The 15,230-nt window shown below is 61.2% G+C and carries 13 protein-coding genes; 4 read left to right on the top strand and 9 right to left on the bottom strand.

What is annotated here, in order from left to right; translation table 11 throughout:
- Positions 1–254: 254 nt before the first annotated feature.
- The gene (locus PPUTUW4_RS22765) at positions 255–1,223 is read right to left on the bottom strand and encodes a LysR family transcriptional regulator (protein WP_015096754.1); all 969 of its coding nucleotides are present in this window, start codon (positions 1,221–1,223) and stop codon (positions 255–257) included.
- 341 nt (positions 1,224–1,564) lie between these two features.
- On the opposite strand from PPUTUW4_RS22765, the gene PPUTUW4_RS22760 reads away from it, so the two are divergent.
- The 4 genes from PPUTUW4_RS22760 to PPUTUW4_RS22745 all read left to right on the top strand — a co-directional run bounded on the left by PPUTUW4_RS22760 (position 1,565) and on the right by PPUTUW4_RS22745 (position 6,485).
- Positions 1,565–3,064 carry an efflux transporter outer membrane subunit gene (locus PPUTUW4_RS22760; protein ID WP_015096753.1) on the top strand — a complete coding sequence of 500 codons (1,500 nt, stop codon included), beginning with the start codon at positions 1,565–1,567 and terminating at the stop codon, positions 3,062–3,064.
- A gap of 138 nt (positions 3,065–3,202) precedes the next feature.
- Positions 3,203–5,407, top strand: coding sequence for an FUSC family protein (locus PPUTUW4_RS22755; RefSeq protein ID WP_015096752.1), 2,205 nt, complete (start codon positions 3,203–3,205; stop codon positions 5,405–5,407).
- On the top strand, positions 5,397–5,597 hold the full coding sequence (locus PPUTUW4_RS22750) for a DUF1656 domain-containing protein (protein ID WP_015096751.1): 201 nt from the start codon (positions 5,397–5,399) through the stop codon (positions 5,595–5,597). Before PPUTUW4_RS22755 ends, PPUTUW4_RS22750 begins: the two co-directional genes overlap by 11 nt.
- Positions 5,598–5,621: 24 nt before the next feature.
- Complete coding sequence (locus PPUTUW4_RS22745) at positions 5,622–6,485, top strand: HlyD family secretion protein (protein ID WP_015096750.1); 864 nt, start codon at positions 5,622–5,624, stop codon at positions 6,483–6,485.
- Positions 6,486–6,665: 180 nt separating this feature from the next.
- Here PPUTUW4_RS22745 and PPUTUW4_RS22740 read toward each other — a convergent pair whose 3' ends face one another.
- The 8 genes from PPUTUW4_RS22740 to PPUTUW4_RS22705 form a co-directional block, all read right to left on the bottom strand.
- Positions 6,666–7,055 carry a DUF4440 domain-containing protein gene (locus PPUTUW4_RS22740; protein WP_015096749.1) on the bottom strand — a complete coding sequence of 130 codons (390 nt, stop codon included), beginning with the start codon at positions 7,053–7,055 and terminating at the stop codon, positions 6,666–6,668.
- A gap of 134 nt (positions 7,056–7,189) precedes the next feature.
- Positions 7,190–8,014 carry an SDR family oxidoreductase gene (locus PPUTUW4_RS22735; RefSeq protein WP_015096748.1) on the bottom strand — a complete coding sequence of 275 codons (825 nt, stop codon included), beginning with the start codon at positions 8,012–8,014 and terminating at the stop codon, positions 7,190–7,192.
- A 33-nt stretch (positions 8,015–8,047) separates the two neighbouring features.
- The gene (locus PPUTUW4_RS22730; protein ID WP_015096747.1) at positions 8,048–8,512 is read right to left on the bottom strand and encodes a hypothetical protein; all 465 of its coding nucleotides are present in this window, start codon (positions 8,510–8,512) and stop codon (positions 8,048–8,050) included.
- Positions 8,513–8,805: 293 nt separating this feature from the next.
- Positions 8,806–10,257: a mannose-1-phosphate guanylyltransferase/mannose-6-phosphate isomerase gene (locus PPUTUW4_RS22725; protein WP_015096746.1), complete on the bottom strand. Its 1,452-nt coding sequence runs from the start codon at positions 10,255–10,257 to the stop codon at positions 8,806–8,808.
- A gap of 212 nt (positions 10,258–10,469) precedes the next feature.
- Entirely contained in the window at positions 10,470–11,126 is a 657-nt protein-coding gene (locus PPUTUW4_RS22720; protein WP_015096745.1) for an alginate O-acetyltransferase AlgF, read from the bottom strand.
- 14 nt (positions 11,127–11,140) lie between these two features.
- Positions 11,141–12,316 (bottom strand): alginate O-acetyltransferase, encoded by a 1,176-nt coding sequence (locus tag PPUTUW4_RS22715; RefSeq protein WP_015096744.1) that lies wholly within the window; start codon positions 12,314–12,316, stop codon positions 11,141–11,143.
- Between the two features lie 11 nt (positions 12,317–12,327).
- Positions 12,328–13,893, bottom strand: coding sequence for an MBOAT family protein (locus PPUTUW4_RS22710; RefSeq protein ID WP_015096743.1), 1,566 nt, complete (start codon positions 13,891–13,893; stop codon positions 12,328–12,330).
- Positions 13,894–14,103: 210 nt separating this feature from the next.
- Positions 14,104–15,225, bottom strand: coding sequence for a mannuronate-specific alginate lyase (locus tag PPUTUW4_RS22705; RefSeq protein ID WP_015096742.1), 1,122 nt, complete (start codon positions 15,223–15,225; stop codon positions 14,104–14,106).
- Between the last annotated feature and the right edge of the window lie 5 nt (positions 15,226–15,230).

Here is a 15,230-nt window from a genome sequence, read left to right as displayed (position 1 = left end):
TACATCGCAACAGCGCCCGAGGCAACCTACCGGCCGGCCTGATTGTCTGGTTCGGTGTACACAGTACCTGTGGGAGCGGGCTTGCCCGCGAAGGCGGCCTGACAGCCGACCAATCTCTTGCAGACGTACTCGATTCCTGTGGGAGTGAGCCTGCTCGCGAAAGCGGTGTATCTGCTCACAGTGATGTTGAAGGTGAGAACGCTATCGCGAGCAAGCTCGCTCCCACAAAGATCAATCTGTGAACTGAGAGATTTTCAATTCGCCACCCGGATCCCGCCCAGACTCCCACTCAATTCATAAGCCGCCAGTTCCGCCTGATGCGCTGCCAGCAACTCCGGCAACGATCCGCGCAAATACTCGACCCAGGTCTTGATCTTCGCATCCAGGTACTGACGCGAAGGGTAGATCGCATACAGGTTCAGCTCCTGCGAGCGGTATTTGGGCATCACCCTCACCAGCGTGCCGTTGCGCAGGCCTTCTATCGCGGCGTACAGCGGCAGGACGCCAACGCCCATGCCGCTGATGATCGCGGATTTCATTGCGTCGGCGGAGTTCACCAGAAACGGTGAGCTGTTGATGGTGACCATTTCCTGGCCGTCAGGACCGTCGAAGGCCCATTTTTCCAGTGGGATCACCGGGCTGACCAGGCGCAGGCAGGCGTGGTTGAGCAGGTCGCCGGGTTTTTGTGCGCAGCCGTTGGCTTTGACGTAGGCCGGCGAGGCGCAAACGATGCTGTAGGTGATGCCCAGGCGTTGGGAGACGAAACCCGAATCCGGCAGTTCGCGGGCGAGGACGATGGACACGTCGTAACCCTCATCGAGCAGGTCCGGCACGCGGTTGGCCATGGTCAGGTCGAAGGTTACGTCCGGGTGGGTCTTGCGGTAGCGGGCGATGGCGTCGATCACGAAGTGCTGGCCGATGCCGGTCATGGTGTGCACTTTCAGTTGCCCGGCCGGGCGTGCGTGGGCGTCGCTGGCCTCGGCTTCGGCTTCTTCGACGTAGGCCAGGATCTGCTCGCAGCGCAACAGGTAACGCTTGCCGGCTTCGGTCAGGGCGATGCGGCGGGTCGTTCGGTTGAGCAGGCGGGTTTGCAGGTGGGCTTCCAGGTTGGAGACCGCGCGCGAGACGTTGGCCGTGGTGGTGTCCAGTTGCACGGCGGCGGCGGTGAAGCTGCCGGCTTCGGCCACGTAACTGAAGGCGCGCATGTTTTGCAAAGTGTCCATGGGGTGCTCTCTCGTCGAATGACAAATTGTGACACGAAGTTTCTGTTTATTTACAGGCGACTAAAGATCGACTTACGGATTATCTCGTTAACGGTAACAAAGATTCACAGGAATCCCAGCTTATCGCCATTCAGGCCTCCCCATAGAATTGCGCAACTGGGCAACCGGGGCTCGACCCACCGCACAACCTGTGGGAGCGGGCTTGCTCGCGAAGAGGGCATCACATTCAACAGAGATGTTGACTGACAGACCGCTTTCGCGAGCAAGCCCGCTCCCACAAAAGCGGATCTCCGGTTTTCAGAAAATTTCGTGCCTCCCCCTATTTTCAGGAAATCGCAGCAGTGCCGCGTCGCATCAGCAGAGCGCTTCAGCCGCTCAGTGTTTTGGCTTTAACCCTGGCAATCAGCGGCTGCATCGGAACCGGAGGTATTGCCCCGCAGGGCAAGGCGCTGGAGGCCAATTCGCTGGTCACCGACGAAGCAATCCAGAGCGCCGCGCAAGATGCGAATTGGCCCACCGCGCAATGGTGGCAAGTCTATGGCGACCCGCAACTGAATCGCTGGATCGACCTCGCCCTGCAAGGCAGTCCGACCCTGGCCATCGCCGCCGCCCGGGTGCGTCAGGCCAAATCCATGGCCGGCGTGGCCGAAGCGGCCGAGTCGCTGCAGATCAATGGCGATGCCACCCTCAAGCGCCACAACTGGCCCACCGACCAGTTCTACGGGCCGGGTGAGCTGGCCAACTCCACGACCTGGGACAACAACGCCGCACTGGGTTTCAGTTATGCCCTCGACCTCTGGGGCCGCGAAAGCAATGCCACCGAGCGCGCTGTGGACATGGCGCACATGAGCGTCGCCGAAGCGCGACAGGCCCAGCTGGAATTGCAGGACAACATCGTGCGCGTCTACATCGAACTCTCGCTGCATTACGCGCAACGGGACATCGTTGATGCAACCTTGAAGCAGCAACAGCAGATCCTTGAGCTGGCGCAGAAGCGTTTGAAGGGCGGCATCGGCACCCATTTCGAAGTCAGCCAGGCCGAGACGCCGCTGCCGGAAACCCATCGCCAGCTCGATGCCCTCGACGAAGAAATCGCCCTGAGCCGCAACCAGCTCGCCGCCCTCGCCGGCAAGGGGCCGGGTGAGGGCGCGCAGCTGCAGCGGCCAACGCTTTCGCTGGGAGCGCCACTGAAATTGCCGTCGTCGCTGCCGGCGCAATTGCTCGGCCAGCGCCCGGACGTGGTCGCCAGTCGCTGGCAAGTGGCGGCGCAGGCGCGGGGCATCGATGTCGCCCATGCCGGGTTTTATCCCAACGTCGATCTGGTCGGCAGCCTCGGTTATATGGCTACTGGCGGCGGGGCCCTGGAGTTCCTGACCGGCAAGAAGCTCAACTACAGCGTAGGTCCGGCGATTTCGTTGCCGATATTTGATGGCGGGCGTTTGCGTGCCGAGTTGGGCGAAGCCTCGGCCGGGTATGACATCGCCGTGGCCAAGTACAACCAGACCCTGGTCAATGCCCTGAAAAACATCTCCGATCAGTTGATCCGCCGCGAGTCCATGGACAAGCAGCAGGCGTTCGCCGCCGAGTCGGTGGCCACCGCGCAGAAGACTTACGACATCGCGATGATCGCTTATCAGCGTGGCCTGACCGATTACCTCAATGTGCTCAACGCCCAGACCTTGCTGTTCAAGCAGCAGCAAGTGCAGCAGCAGGTCCAGGCGGCGCGTTTGAGCGCCCATGCGCAATTGGTGACGGCGTTGGGCGGTGGTTTGGGTGCCGGCAACGACGTGCCGAACGACAGCCAGACCCAGGCGCCGAAAACCCCGAGCCTTTTGCGTTGAACACAAAACTTGTGGGAGCGAGCCTGCTCGCGAAGGCGGAGTTTCAGACGACATTTATGCTGCCTGACACTCCCTCTTCGCGAGCAGGCTCGCTCCCACAGGTTCCGGTTTTCACTGGAATTTATTGAGCAGGATTAGATGACTCCCTTGCCCGCACCCTTGCGCTGGCTGTACTCCCTTGAATGGCGCCGGGGTTTCTTCGACTGGGCACGCAGCGACGGCGTGACCTGGGTCTACATCTTCAAGGTGCTGTTCGCGGCATTCCTGACGCTTTGGCTGGCCATGCGCCTGGAACTGCCGCAACCGCGCACGGCGATGATCACCGTGTTCATCGTCATGCAGCCGCAAAGCGGCCAAGTGTTCGCCAAGAGTTTCTATCGTTTTCTCGGCACCCTGGCCGGGTCGGCGGTGATGGTTGCGCTGATCGCCCTGTTTGCGCAGAACACTGAACTGTTCCTCGGTTCGCTGGCGATCTGGGTCGGTATCTGTACCGCCGGTGCCGCGCGCTGCCGCAACTTTCGCGCCTATGGATTTGTCCTCGCCGGATACACCGCCGCGATGGTCGGTCTACCCGCGCTGGCCCATCCGGATGGCGCGTTCATGGCGGCGGTCTGGCGGGTGCTGGAGATCTCGTTGGGCATTCTCTGTTCGACCCTGGTCAGTGCGGCGATCCTGCCGCAATCGGCCAGCGCGGCGATGCGCAATGCGTTGTATCAGCGCTTCGGCGTGTTCGCCCTGTTCGTCACCGACGGCTTGCGTGGTCGCAGTCAGCGCGAGGCGTTCGAGGCCGGCAACGTGCGTTTCATCGCCGAAGCCGTAGGCCTGGAAGGCTTGCGCAGCGTCACTGTTTTCGAAGACCCGCACATGCGTCGGCGCAATGGCCGGCTCAGTCGCCTGAACAGCGAATTCATGGGCATCACCACGCGCTTCAACGCCTTGCACCAGTTACTCGAACGCCTGCGCAGCAGCGCGGCAGACCAGGTGGTGGAGGCGATCAAACCCGGCTTGCAGGACCTCGCCGAGCTGCTCGACGGCTTCAGCGGTCGTGCCCTGACCAGCGCCGATGCAGCACGCCTGGTTACAGTGCTGAGCGCCTACAAGGAAGGTTTGCCAGCGCGGGTGCGCTGTCTGCGGGCGACGTTCCAGCAGAGCAATCCGAGCGAGGCCGGGCAACTGGATTTCCACACCGCCTACGAACTGCTCTATCGCTTTGTCGACGACTTGCACAGTTATGCACAGACCCACGCGTCGCTGGCCGATCACAGTCACGAACGGGAGCGCTGGGACGAGCCGTTCACCCCGCAAACCAACTGGCTGGCAGCGGCAGCATCGGGGATACGCGCGGCATTTATTCTGGTGGTATTGGGTAGCTACTGGGTGGCAACCGCCTGGCCGAGCGGCGCGACCATGACCCTGATTGCCGCCGCGACCGTGGGCCTGTCCGCCGCTACCCCGAACCCCAAGCGCATGGCCTTTCAGATGGCGTGCGGGACATTGCTCGGGGCGCTGATCGGCTTCGTCGAGATGTTTTTCATTTTCCCGTGGATCGACGGATTTCCGTTGCTGTGCGTGATGCTCGCACCGGTGATCGTACTTGGCTCGTTCCTGACTTCGCGGCCGCAATACGTGGGCGTCGGCCTGGGCTTGCTGATCTTCTTCAGCACCGGTTCAGTGCCGGACAACTTCACGGTCTACAACCCCTACACCTTCATCAACGACTACATCGCCATGGTGCTGGGCATGCTGGTGTGCGCAGCGGCCGGGGCGATCATTCTGCCGCCCAACAGCCGCTGGTTGTGGCGTCGTCTGGAGCAGGACCTGCGTGGTCAGGTGGTGTACGCCATCAGCGGCAAGCTCAAGGGCCTGGCGTCGAGTTTCGAGAGCCGCACCCGTGACCTGGTGCATCAGGCCTACGGCTTCGCGGCGGGCCAACCGCAGGTGCAGCGGGAATTGCTGCGCTGGATGTTCGTGGTGCTGGAAGTCGGCCACGCGATCATCGAATTGCGCAAGGAGCAGGCGATTCTGCCGGTGCATCCGGCCTATACCGAATCCCAGCCATGGCGCCAGGCGATCCGGGTGATGGGACGTGCACTGGTGCGGCTGTTCCTGCAACCGAACAGCAGCAACCTCGAACGCGCGCTGATCGCCGTCGATCACGCGATCAGCCGTGTGCAGTCCACCGACGAGCCCTTCGCCCCGCACTTCGATACCTCGGCGTTGCGCCGGGTGAAGAGCTACCTGCACTTCATCCGCACCTCTCTGCTCGATCCGCAATCACCGCTCGCCGGCTACATGAATGCCAGTGCCAGCGCCAAGCCACAAGGACTTGAACATGCCTCGTGAAATCGCTTTCCACGGCGTGTACATGCCGACCATGACCCTGATGTTTTTCATCGCAGCGGCCCTGGCCTGGGCGCTGGACCGGTTCCTGTCCGGGTTCGATCTGTACCGTTTTTTCTGGCACCCGGCGTTGCTGCGCCTGAGTCTGTTTACCTGTCTGTTCGGCGCCATGGCGCTGACTGTCTACCGTTGACTCTCTATCACTGAGAATGCCCTGATGAAAAAGTTTTTCAGCCTGCTCGCGACCCTGCTGGTGCTGGCCCTCGCGCTGTGGGTCGGCCGCACCCTGTGGGAGCACTACATGAACACGCCGTGGACCCGCGACGGCCGCGTGCGCGCCGACATCATCAACGTCGCCGCCGACGTCACCGGCGAAGTGGTGGAGGTGCCGGTGCGTGACAACCAGCTGGTGAAAAAAGGCGATTTGCTGATGCAGATCGACCCCGAGCACTACCGCCTGGCGGTCAAGCAAGCGCAGAGTCTGGTGGCATCGCGCAAGGCGACCTGGGAGATGCGCAAGGTCAACGCCCATCGTCGCGCCGATATGGACAACCTGGTGATCTCCCGGGAAAACCGCGACGACGCCAGTAACCTCGCCGACTCGGCCCTGGCCGATTACCAGCAGGCCCAGGCGCAACTGGAGGCCGCCGAACTCAACCTCAAACGCACTGAAGTGCGCGCCGCGGTAGACGGCTACGTGACCAACCTCAACGTGCATCGCGGCGACTACGCGCGCATCGGCGAGGCGAAAATGGCCGTGGTCGACATGAACTCGTTCTGGGTCTACGGCTTCTTCGAAGAAACCAAGCTGCCCCACGTACGCGTCGGTGATAAGGCCGACATGCAGCTGATGAGCGGCGAAGTGCTCAAGGGCCATGTGGAAAGCATCTCGCGCGGCATCTACGACCGCGACAACCCGGAGAGTCGCGAACTGATCGCCGACGTCAACCCGACCTTCAACTGGGTACGCCTGGCGCAGCGAGTGCCGGTGCGCATTCACATCGATGAAGTGCCGGAGGGAGTGGTGTTGGCGGCGGGGATTACTTGTACGGTGGTAGTGAAGCAAGAGGGTGGGGCATAGCCGGTAGACCGAGTCGCCTGCTTCGCGAGCACCGCCGCTCCCACATTTTTGAATGCAACCCCCTGTAGGAGCGAGCCTGCTCGCGATGAACCAGAGCGCGCCGCGTGTATTCAGAATGCACGCGTTATCGTTGACGTCCATCGCGAGCAGGCTCGCTCCTACAGTCGATCGTCGTCGTGTTCAGCAGAAGGTCTCTTGCAAATGCCGCCAAAGAATCCTGTCATCTACCTTCTCGAACACAACCGTGGAACGACGACTGGAGTGCAGCCCTGTCGCATCGGTCTGTTGTTCGCGGTAGCTCACGGTGGCGCCACCCTCGTACAACGCGATGCCACGCAGCTCGCTGAGCTCGATCCTGAACCCGAGTTTCTTGCCGCCCGCCAGCGTGAACAGTTCGTTCAGCGCGTCAAAGTCCAGTACCCGGCCGAGCGGAGAGACCATGGAGAACTGCGGCGAAAAACGCGTCAGCAGTTTTTCCAGCTCGGACGCGTCACGCTCCTCGGCCAGCCATTGTTCGATGGCCACGTGGGCCAGGATCACTTCGTCGAAGTATTCGGTGTAGTCGGTCATGTTGTTTCCTGAAATTCTGCGGTGTCTGTTCTGACGCCTTCGCGGGCAAGCCCGCTCCCACAGGATTAGCGCTATTTCAAAATCTGCGCATGACCTGTGGGAGCGGGCTTGCTCGCGAAGGGCGCGACGCAGTGTCAGAGCTGCCCACGCAACCCGAACCGCTTCATCAGCCCGGATTCGAGCAAACCCTTGGGCAGCAAACTGGCCATCAGCGGCAACGCGCGGCTGCCATTGCCCAAGCGGATCAGCCGTGGCGGTTTGGCTTGCTGCACGGCCTTGAGCAATCCGGCGGCAAACTCACTGGCCGGGGTCGGCCTGTCCTGGGAAGCTCTGGCCCGTGCGCGTATGCCTTCACGCAGCGGGAACCATGGCGATTGTTCACTGATCAGTTGCTCGGCTTCATGCCCGGCATTCTTGGCGAAGCTGGAAGCGATGGCCCCCGGCTGGACCTCCATGACCCGCACGCCGAATGGCGCCAGTTCCATGCGCAAAGCGTCGCTCAAGGCATGTACGGCAGCTTTCGAAGCGCAGTAGGCGCCGGCGAATGGCGTGACCAGTACACCGGACACGCTACCGATATTCACCACCAGCCCCTTGGCCCGACGCAGCACCGGGAACAAGGCGCGGGTGACGCCGACGATGGCGAACACATTGGTTTCGAACTGGCGCTGCATGGCCGGTACGCCGCCATCGAGCAACGGCCCCATGGCGCCATAACCCGCGTTGTTGATCAGCACATCGAGGCCGCCGGTTTGCTGGTTGATCCGCTCACTCAAGGCTTCGAGCGCCGCTGCATCGTTGACATCCAGTTGCACGGCTGTGAAGCCCGCGGCGTTGAGTGCCGCGACATCTTCGGCCTTGCGGGCACTGGCCCAGACTTCATAGCCGGCGACCTTGAACGCATCGGCAAGGGCACGGCCAATGCCGCTGGAGCAACCGGTAATCAACGCAACGGGCATGGCGCATTCCTTGTGCAAAAAATGGGGGAGGGATCAGTCGGAAAAACTACCCTGCAATCGCTCGGCGCGAAACTCCAGGGTTTCCGGTCGGTAGCCAGGGCGCAACGGCGGCAGTGGCAAGCAATCTTCCCAGTTGCCTCCGGCCTGCAATTCGCCGGGGCCGCGATAACGCGGGGCGGAGTATTGGTTGTCGGCCAGGTTCACCGTATCGCCCGGCGCATAGGCCGCAACCCGCCAGCGCAGCTCGGTCAGCGGCACGTCATTGCCATTGTTCATCGTCAGTTTCAGCGGTCGGTCGGCCGGGCAGTGCTCGGGCGCATAGCTGATGCGCAACTCCAGGCGTTGCAGTTGCTTGAGTTCGCGGTGATCCATCCAGATGACCCAGGTCGCGACGATGCCCAGCCCAGCGGCGGCGGCCAGGGAAACGGGCAAGGCCTTGGCTGGATAGCGCAGCAGCAGGATCAGCCAGGTGATGACCAGCAGGACGCCGATGAACATGACGCGCAAACCTCGGGAGCAGAGAAGTGCATCCTACCTAAGCGTAGGTGCGATTGGCGATGGGAGAGATTTTCGCGGTGACTGTGGGGGCCCCTTCGCGGGCAAGCCCGCTCCCACAGGTTTTTTGATTGTTCACGAATGTTGTGTTCCACCCGGTCCAATGTGGGAGCGGGCTTGCCCGCGAAGAGGCCAGTTGAGGCACTACAAAAAACCAGTACAAAAAAAGCCCCCGAACCACCCGCTGCGGATAGGGAACGCAGCACGTGGATCGGGGGCTCAAGGTTTACAGAGGCTTACTGCGCGATCGTCTTCACCGCAACCCCACGCTCAACCGGCGTAGACCGCCCGTAGATATCTTCGAACCGCTCGATATCGTCCTCACCCAGATAACTCCCCGATTGCACCTCGATGATCTCCAACGGAATCTTCCCCGGGTTACGCAGGCGATGCACCGAAGCAATCGGAATATAGGTCGACTGGTTCTCGGTCAGCAGGAACACGTTCTCGTCACAGGTCACCTCAGCCGTACCGCTGACCACGATCCAGTGTTCAGCACGGTGGTGGTGCATCTGCAGCGACAGGCAGGCGCCCGGTTTGACCGAGATGTGCTTGACCTGGAAGCGGCCGCCCATGTCCACCGAGTCGTAGGAGCCCCACGGACGGTAGACTTCGCAGTGGTTCTGGGTTTCGCTGCGGCCCTGTTCGTTGAGGGTGTTGACCATCTGTTTCACGCCTTGGACCTTGTCCTTGTGGACGATCATCATGGCGTCCTTGGTTTCGACCACGACGATGTTTTCCAGGCCGATCACCGACACCAGTTTGCCGTTGCCGTGGATCATGCAGTTTTTGCTGTCCTGGATCACCACGTCGCCCTTGGTGACGTTGCCGTTGGCGTCTTTTGCATTGACTTCCCACAGCGACGACCAGCAGCCGACATCGCTCCAGCCGGCGGTCAGCGGCACGACGCAGGCGCGTTGGGTTTTTTCCATCACCGAGTAGTCGATGGAATTGTCCGGGCAGCAGGCGAAGGTGGCTTCGTCGAGGGTGATGGTGTCGGCGTCCTGGTGGCTGCGTTCCAGAGTCAGCAGGCAGGTGTCGTAGATGTCCGGATCGTGCTTTTTCAACTCTTCGAGGAAGCGGCTGGCGCGGAACAGGAACATGCCGCTGTTCCAGAAGTAACCGCCGGACTGGACGAACTCGGTGGCGCGCTTCACGTCGGGTTTTTCGACGAAGTGCGAGACGCGACTGACGCCTTCGGGCAGCAGCGAATCGTTGGTCGACTTGATGTAGCCATAACCGGTTTCCGGCTTGGTCGCCGGCACGCCGAACAGCACCATTTCACCGTTTTCGGCAGCGACTGTGGCCAAGGCCAGGGCGCGTTGCAGGGCTTTCTGGTCTTCCAGGACGTGGTCGGCCGGCAGTACCAGCATCAGTTCGTCGCGACCTTCATTGACCAGCATCATCGCGGTCAGGGCCACGGCCGGCGCTGTGTTGCGCCCGAACGGCTCCATCAGGATGCGCTGGGATTCCAGTTTGCGCGCCGCTAATTGCTCGTTGACGATGAAGCGGTGGTCTTTGTTGCAGACCACGATGGGCGTGTCCATGCCTTCGAACACCAGGCGCTCCAGGGTTTGCTGGAACAGGGTGTGTTCGCCGGTCAGGGCCAGGAACTGTTTAGGGAATTGTTTGCGGGAAAGCGGCCAAAGACGTGAGCCACTACCACCTGACAAGATCACTGGAATCATGTTGTTACTCCTGGAATATCGATTGGTTAGAGCTACTGCGTTCTGTCGTTTCACTCTTGTTTTTGTTCCGTGTCCCGATTGACGCCTAGATACTTTGTGGGAGCGGGCTTGCTCGCGAAGGCGATGGATCAGTCGACATTGATGTTGAATGTCAGACCGCTTTCGCGAGCAAGCCCGCTCCCACAGGGGGATGCGTCAGTCAGGCAAATTGTTTAGCGCGTCGATACCGGGCGTTTTACCCAGACCGGCGACAGGCTGCTGCCGCTGCCGGTGACGTACAGCACCGCGGCTTCACCGCGTTCCAGGGCCACCGGTTTCACGTCGCCGACTTTGGTGGTGCCGTCATAGAGCGCCAGGCTGACCTTGACCGGGTTGATTTCACGCTCGCCGCGACCCTTGGGCGCAACGTTCGGGACCACGTCGGTCTTGCCATCGGCGGTTTTCAGGGTCAGCGCCTTGTCGCTGAGGTTTTGTACGCGGACCAGGGACTTCTGCTTGTTCTTGAACGGCGGCTCTTCGATCAGTTGCGGTGCGCCGCTGGCGTTGTTGACCAGGGTGTAATAGTGGTCGCCGGCCAGTTTCACCGGCAGGCTCTGGCTACCGACCTTGGCGCTGTAGTCGCCGCCCGGCATGAAGCTGAAGTCAGTGCTCGACAGTGGCGCGACCTCGCTCAGGTTGGTGCTGCCGACGGTGGCGCTGACTTCGGCGTTGCTGGCGTTGTAGATACGCACGAAGGTCGAGCCTTTCGGTGCGGTCGGGCCATACAGGGCGGCGTCGCCAGCGGCGAAAGCCTGTACCGACAGCACGCTGAGGCCGGCAACCAGGGCAAGGCGTTTGGCGAGACGACGAGGAGTAGTAGTGAAAGTCATGGTGTACCTCTCTTTCAGTTTTGCGCCCGGTCGGGCGTCTCGGATTTGTTGTTGATGGCTACGTTTTGTTGGCGGGCGCCGGCTTGTTTAAGCTCTGCGACCCACTGCGGGTCGGCGTCGCCGATTTCGTTGTTTACAGGCAGATATCGTTCAGGGAACTCCCAGATCAGCACTTGTGGCGGGCTGTTCTTGAAGGCATCGCTTTTCAGGTAGCTGAGCATCGGCAGAATCGGGCCGTGACCGTCTTCGGCGTAATTGACCACGTCGCTGTTCAGCGCTTGCTTGAGCGCACCGACGAAGTTCCAGTTCGGGTTGGCGCTGTAGCTGGTGCCGATCAGGGCCACGGGCACTTCGGTGTTGGCGAACAAGGCGTCGTCACCGGCGGGCTGGTCTTCAGCGGCGACCGTATTGCGCTTTTGCAATTGCTCTTGTTTAGGCATCAGGTTTTCGAACAGCGGGTCCAGCGGCAGGAACAGACGCAGGTCGCCCTTGTGGGTGATGGTCTCGGCAGGTTCGGTGACGAAGCGCTGCGGCTCGCCGCTCAGCGGGTACTTGTCGGCGATGGTCCTGGCCAGACGGTTGGCGGCGATCTCGGCGCCTTGCGGCGTCCAGTGGGTGTCGGTGCGCAGGAATACTTGCTGGCCTTTCTGCTTGGCCTGTTGCAGCGGGCCGAGCAGGTCGGGGGCCGGAATCCGGTCGGCGGCCAGGCGCTGGTGGAAGTCCTTGTAGAGGTTGGCGTGGATGCTTGCCGGTTTCACTTCACCGAGGTGTTCCGGGTACAGGCGCGCCTTGGCCGGCACCACTGCCATCACCAGTTGCACGCCTTTTTCCTTCAAGGTCTGGCGCACGCCTTCGACCAGCGCGTAGTTGCCTTGCAGGTTCAGCTCTTCGTTGACCACCGGGTGGAATTCTTCATCGCTGTACAACCACTGGTCGCGACCGAGCACCACGCCCGGACGACCTTCGTTGAACAGTTTGAAATCCAGCGCGGCCCAGAGGTTGGTGCCCAGGCGCTTGATCGGGAACTCGTCGTCGTAGTGCGTTTCCACGGCTTTGCTCCAGCGGCCGTTGAGCACCGTCGCATCCGCGTTGGTGCTGAAGCCGAAGAAGCTGCGCACCGACCACAGACCGAGCACCAGCAAGGTCACCAGGAACAGCGCAATGTAGAAGATGCGTAATGAGCGGGTCATGGTCAGATCCCTCAGAACTGGAAGTAAAGGAACGGCGAGAAGCTTTGCGCCGAGAGTTTGAGAATCGAGGCGATGAACAGCAGCAGCACCAGCGCACGCATCACGTAGCGCGACCAGTCAGCGGTCCAATAGGCCGGTTGCACCTGGGCCTCGACGCCGACGGTGTAGCCAGGCTGGTGGATGCTCGCCGGGTTATCCCCAGGCACGGCCTTGATCGTTCCCGGTGTCGCAGCGGCAGGGCCGTCGGCGTCGACGTTCACTGCAGGCCTGGTCTTGACCGGAGGCTGATTGCTGTAGAAATCGCGCAGGCCGAAGAACGCCAGGGTCACGTAGGCCACGATCAGCGTTGCCACTTGCAGGCCGGTGAGGCTGGCCTGGTTGAGTTCCGACAGCGACCAGTCGCTGAAGCTGAACATTGCGCCGTACATGCGCCCGGCCACGTGCAGGTTTTCCGCGCGGAAGATCACCCAGCCCATCACCACCAGCAGGAAGGTCAGTGCCCAGCGGATCGGGTTGATGCTGCGTGGCGAGGTGTTCAGGCCGATGGCTTTTTCAATCGCCAGCCACATGCCGTGCCAAGCACCCCAGACGATGTAGGTGATGTTCGCGCCGTGCCACAGACCACCGAGCAGCATGGTCAGGAACAGGTTGCGATAGGTCATCAGCGTGCCTTTGCGGTTGCCGCCCAGGGTGATGTACAGATAGTCACGCAGCCAGGTCGACAGGCTGATGTGCCAGCGCCGCCAGAACTCGGTGATCGACTGGCTGATATACGGCTGCTTGAAGTTTTCCATGAAACGGAAACCCATCATCAAGCCCAGGCCGATGGCCATGTCGCTGTAACCGGAGAAGTCGAAATACAGCTGCGCGGTGTACGCCAGGGCGCCGAGCCAAGCATCGCCCGTGGTCGGGTTTTGCAAGGCGAAGCAGTGGTCGGCCACCACCGCCAGGGTGTCGGCGATGAAGACTTTCTTGATGAAACCCTGCATGAACCGCGTGCAGCCCTCGGAGAACTTGTCGAGGGTATGGGTGCGGTTGTTGAACTGGTCGGCCAGGTCGCGAAAGCGCAACACGGGACCGGCGATCAAGTGCGGGAAGATCGCCACAAACGCTGCGAAGTCGATCAGGTTGCGGGTCGCCGGGGTGTCGCCACGGTAGACGTCGATGATGTAGCTGATGGACTCGAAGACGTAGAACGAGATCCCGATCGGCAGCAGCACGTGAGTCAGGATGAAAGGCGAAAGACCCACCGATGTCATCATCGCGTTGATGCTGTCGACGCCGAAGTTGGCGTACTTGAAGTAGCCGAGGATGCACAGGTCGACGGCCACGCCGAGCAGCAGCCAGCGCTGCGCCGGTTTGGTCCTGACCCCGGCGGCACCGACTTTCAGGCCGATCCAGTAGTTCCACAGCGTGACGCCGGCGAACAGTGCGAGGAAGTCCACACGCCACCAGGCGTAGAACACGTAACTGGCAATCAGCAGCAGCAAATTGCGATAGCGTTGCCCGCTCAGGTAGTACAAGCCGAGGAAGATCGGCAAGAACAGAAACAGGAACACGTTGGATGAAAATACCATCCCGATCTCTCCATGTTTAACCAACAGTCAAGGGCCAACGGCCCCCAAACCCCCCACGGAAATCCGGGGGGCATAACCCACATCTCACAGCTGACAACTAACCCTGTGGGAGCGAGCTTGCTCGCGATTGCGGTCTGACATTCAGCATCGATGTCGGCTGACACTCAGTCATCGCGAGCAAGCTCGCTCCCACAGGGTTTTGTATTTGGTCTAGGAGCCCTTGCCCTTTTCATTGGCCGGGTCGTAGACCTTGGTCAGGTCACCGCCGAGGCGGAAGGTCTTGAACGGTTGCATCTTGTGTTTCTTGGCCAGCACCTCGGGCGAGCAGGTGTAGAGCGTGCAGAACGGTTCGAGCCAGGCGAATTTCGAGTCGACCTTAAGGTCGGTCATGTCCTGTTCCTTGCCGTTCTTTTCCTCGAACTCATCCGGGTCTTTCACCCCGGACAGCACCCGGTCTCCCAGGCGTTTCAATGCACCGTTGTTTTCCTGACGCAAGTCCACGCCGTTGACCTGGGCGAAACTGGCGATCATCGCCAGCGGCGGCAGGGCGTAGTTGTGGTAGGCCAGGGCCCGCTGCTGACGCTTGAGTTCGTTGGGCAGATAACCGTTGGCGTCGACCTGGTTGGCGCCGACCTTGAATTCCTTCACGGCCCAGTCGAACAGGTCGCGGCGGTTGGTGGCGACGGAAGTGGCCATCACCGACCACGCGGCCCAGTACGAGTGGTTGTTGGTCTGCTCGAGCGGCAGGTTGTCCCAGTCGCTGACCACCTGGTCGGCCATCTTGCTGAACCAGGCTTCGATCAACTGCGACTCTTGCTGATGGTTGGCCAGCGGACGGGAGTCGGAAAACTTCAGGCGAATGTATGAAGACGCCATGCTGCCCAACGCCCATTTACGCATCGACTTGCCGGTGTGGTTGAAGTCCTTGGACATCAAGGCATCGGCCTTGGCCCACGCGGTCAACCAATTGAGCGTGCATTCCAGTTGTTCCGGGCGACCGTCACGCATGAACTGCATCACTTGCTTGCTGGTGCCGCGCTCGATCTTGGTGATGTCGGCAGTACTTTCACGGAAGGCTTTTTCCGACTGCACGTTCAGGGTCGAGCGGGCCTTGTCCGAACCTTCGTACTTGCTGCGAAATTGCAACGAGCCGGTGTAGGGCGTCGGCATCGCATCGCAGCCTTCGCTCTTGTCGCCCGTCTTGAATTTATCCACAGGCGCAAAATAGCCCTGGGGTGGACGCAGTGGCGCCGCCGCTTGTGTGGCGCCAGCAAACATCGCCAGGCTCAACAGCGTCGGTGCCAACAGATGCTTCAGTTTCGGATTTCGCATAGCAG

Source organism: Pseudomonas sp. UW4, assembly GCF_000316175.1.
Classification (GTDB): domain Bacteria; phylum Pseudomonadota; class Gammaproteobacteria; order Pseudomonadales; family Pseudomonadaceae; genus Aquipseudomonas; species Aquipseudomonas laurylsulfatiphila.
Note: the sequence above shows the minus strand (reverse complement) of the source record. Positions and strands in the feature narration are given on the sequence as shown.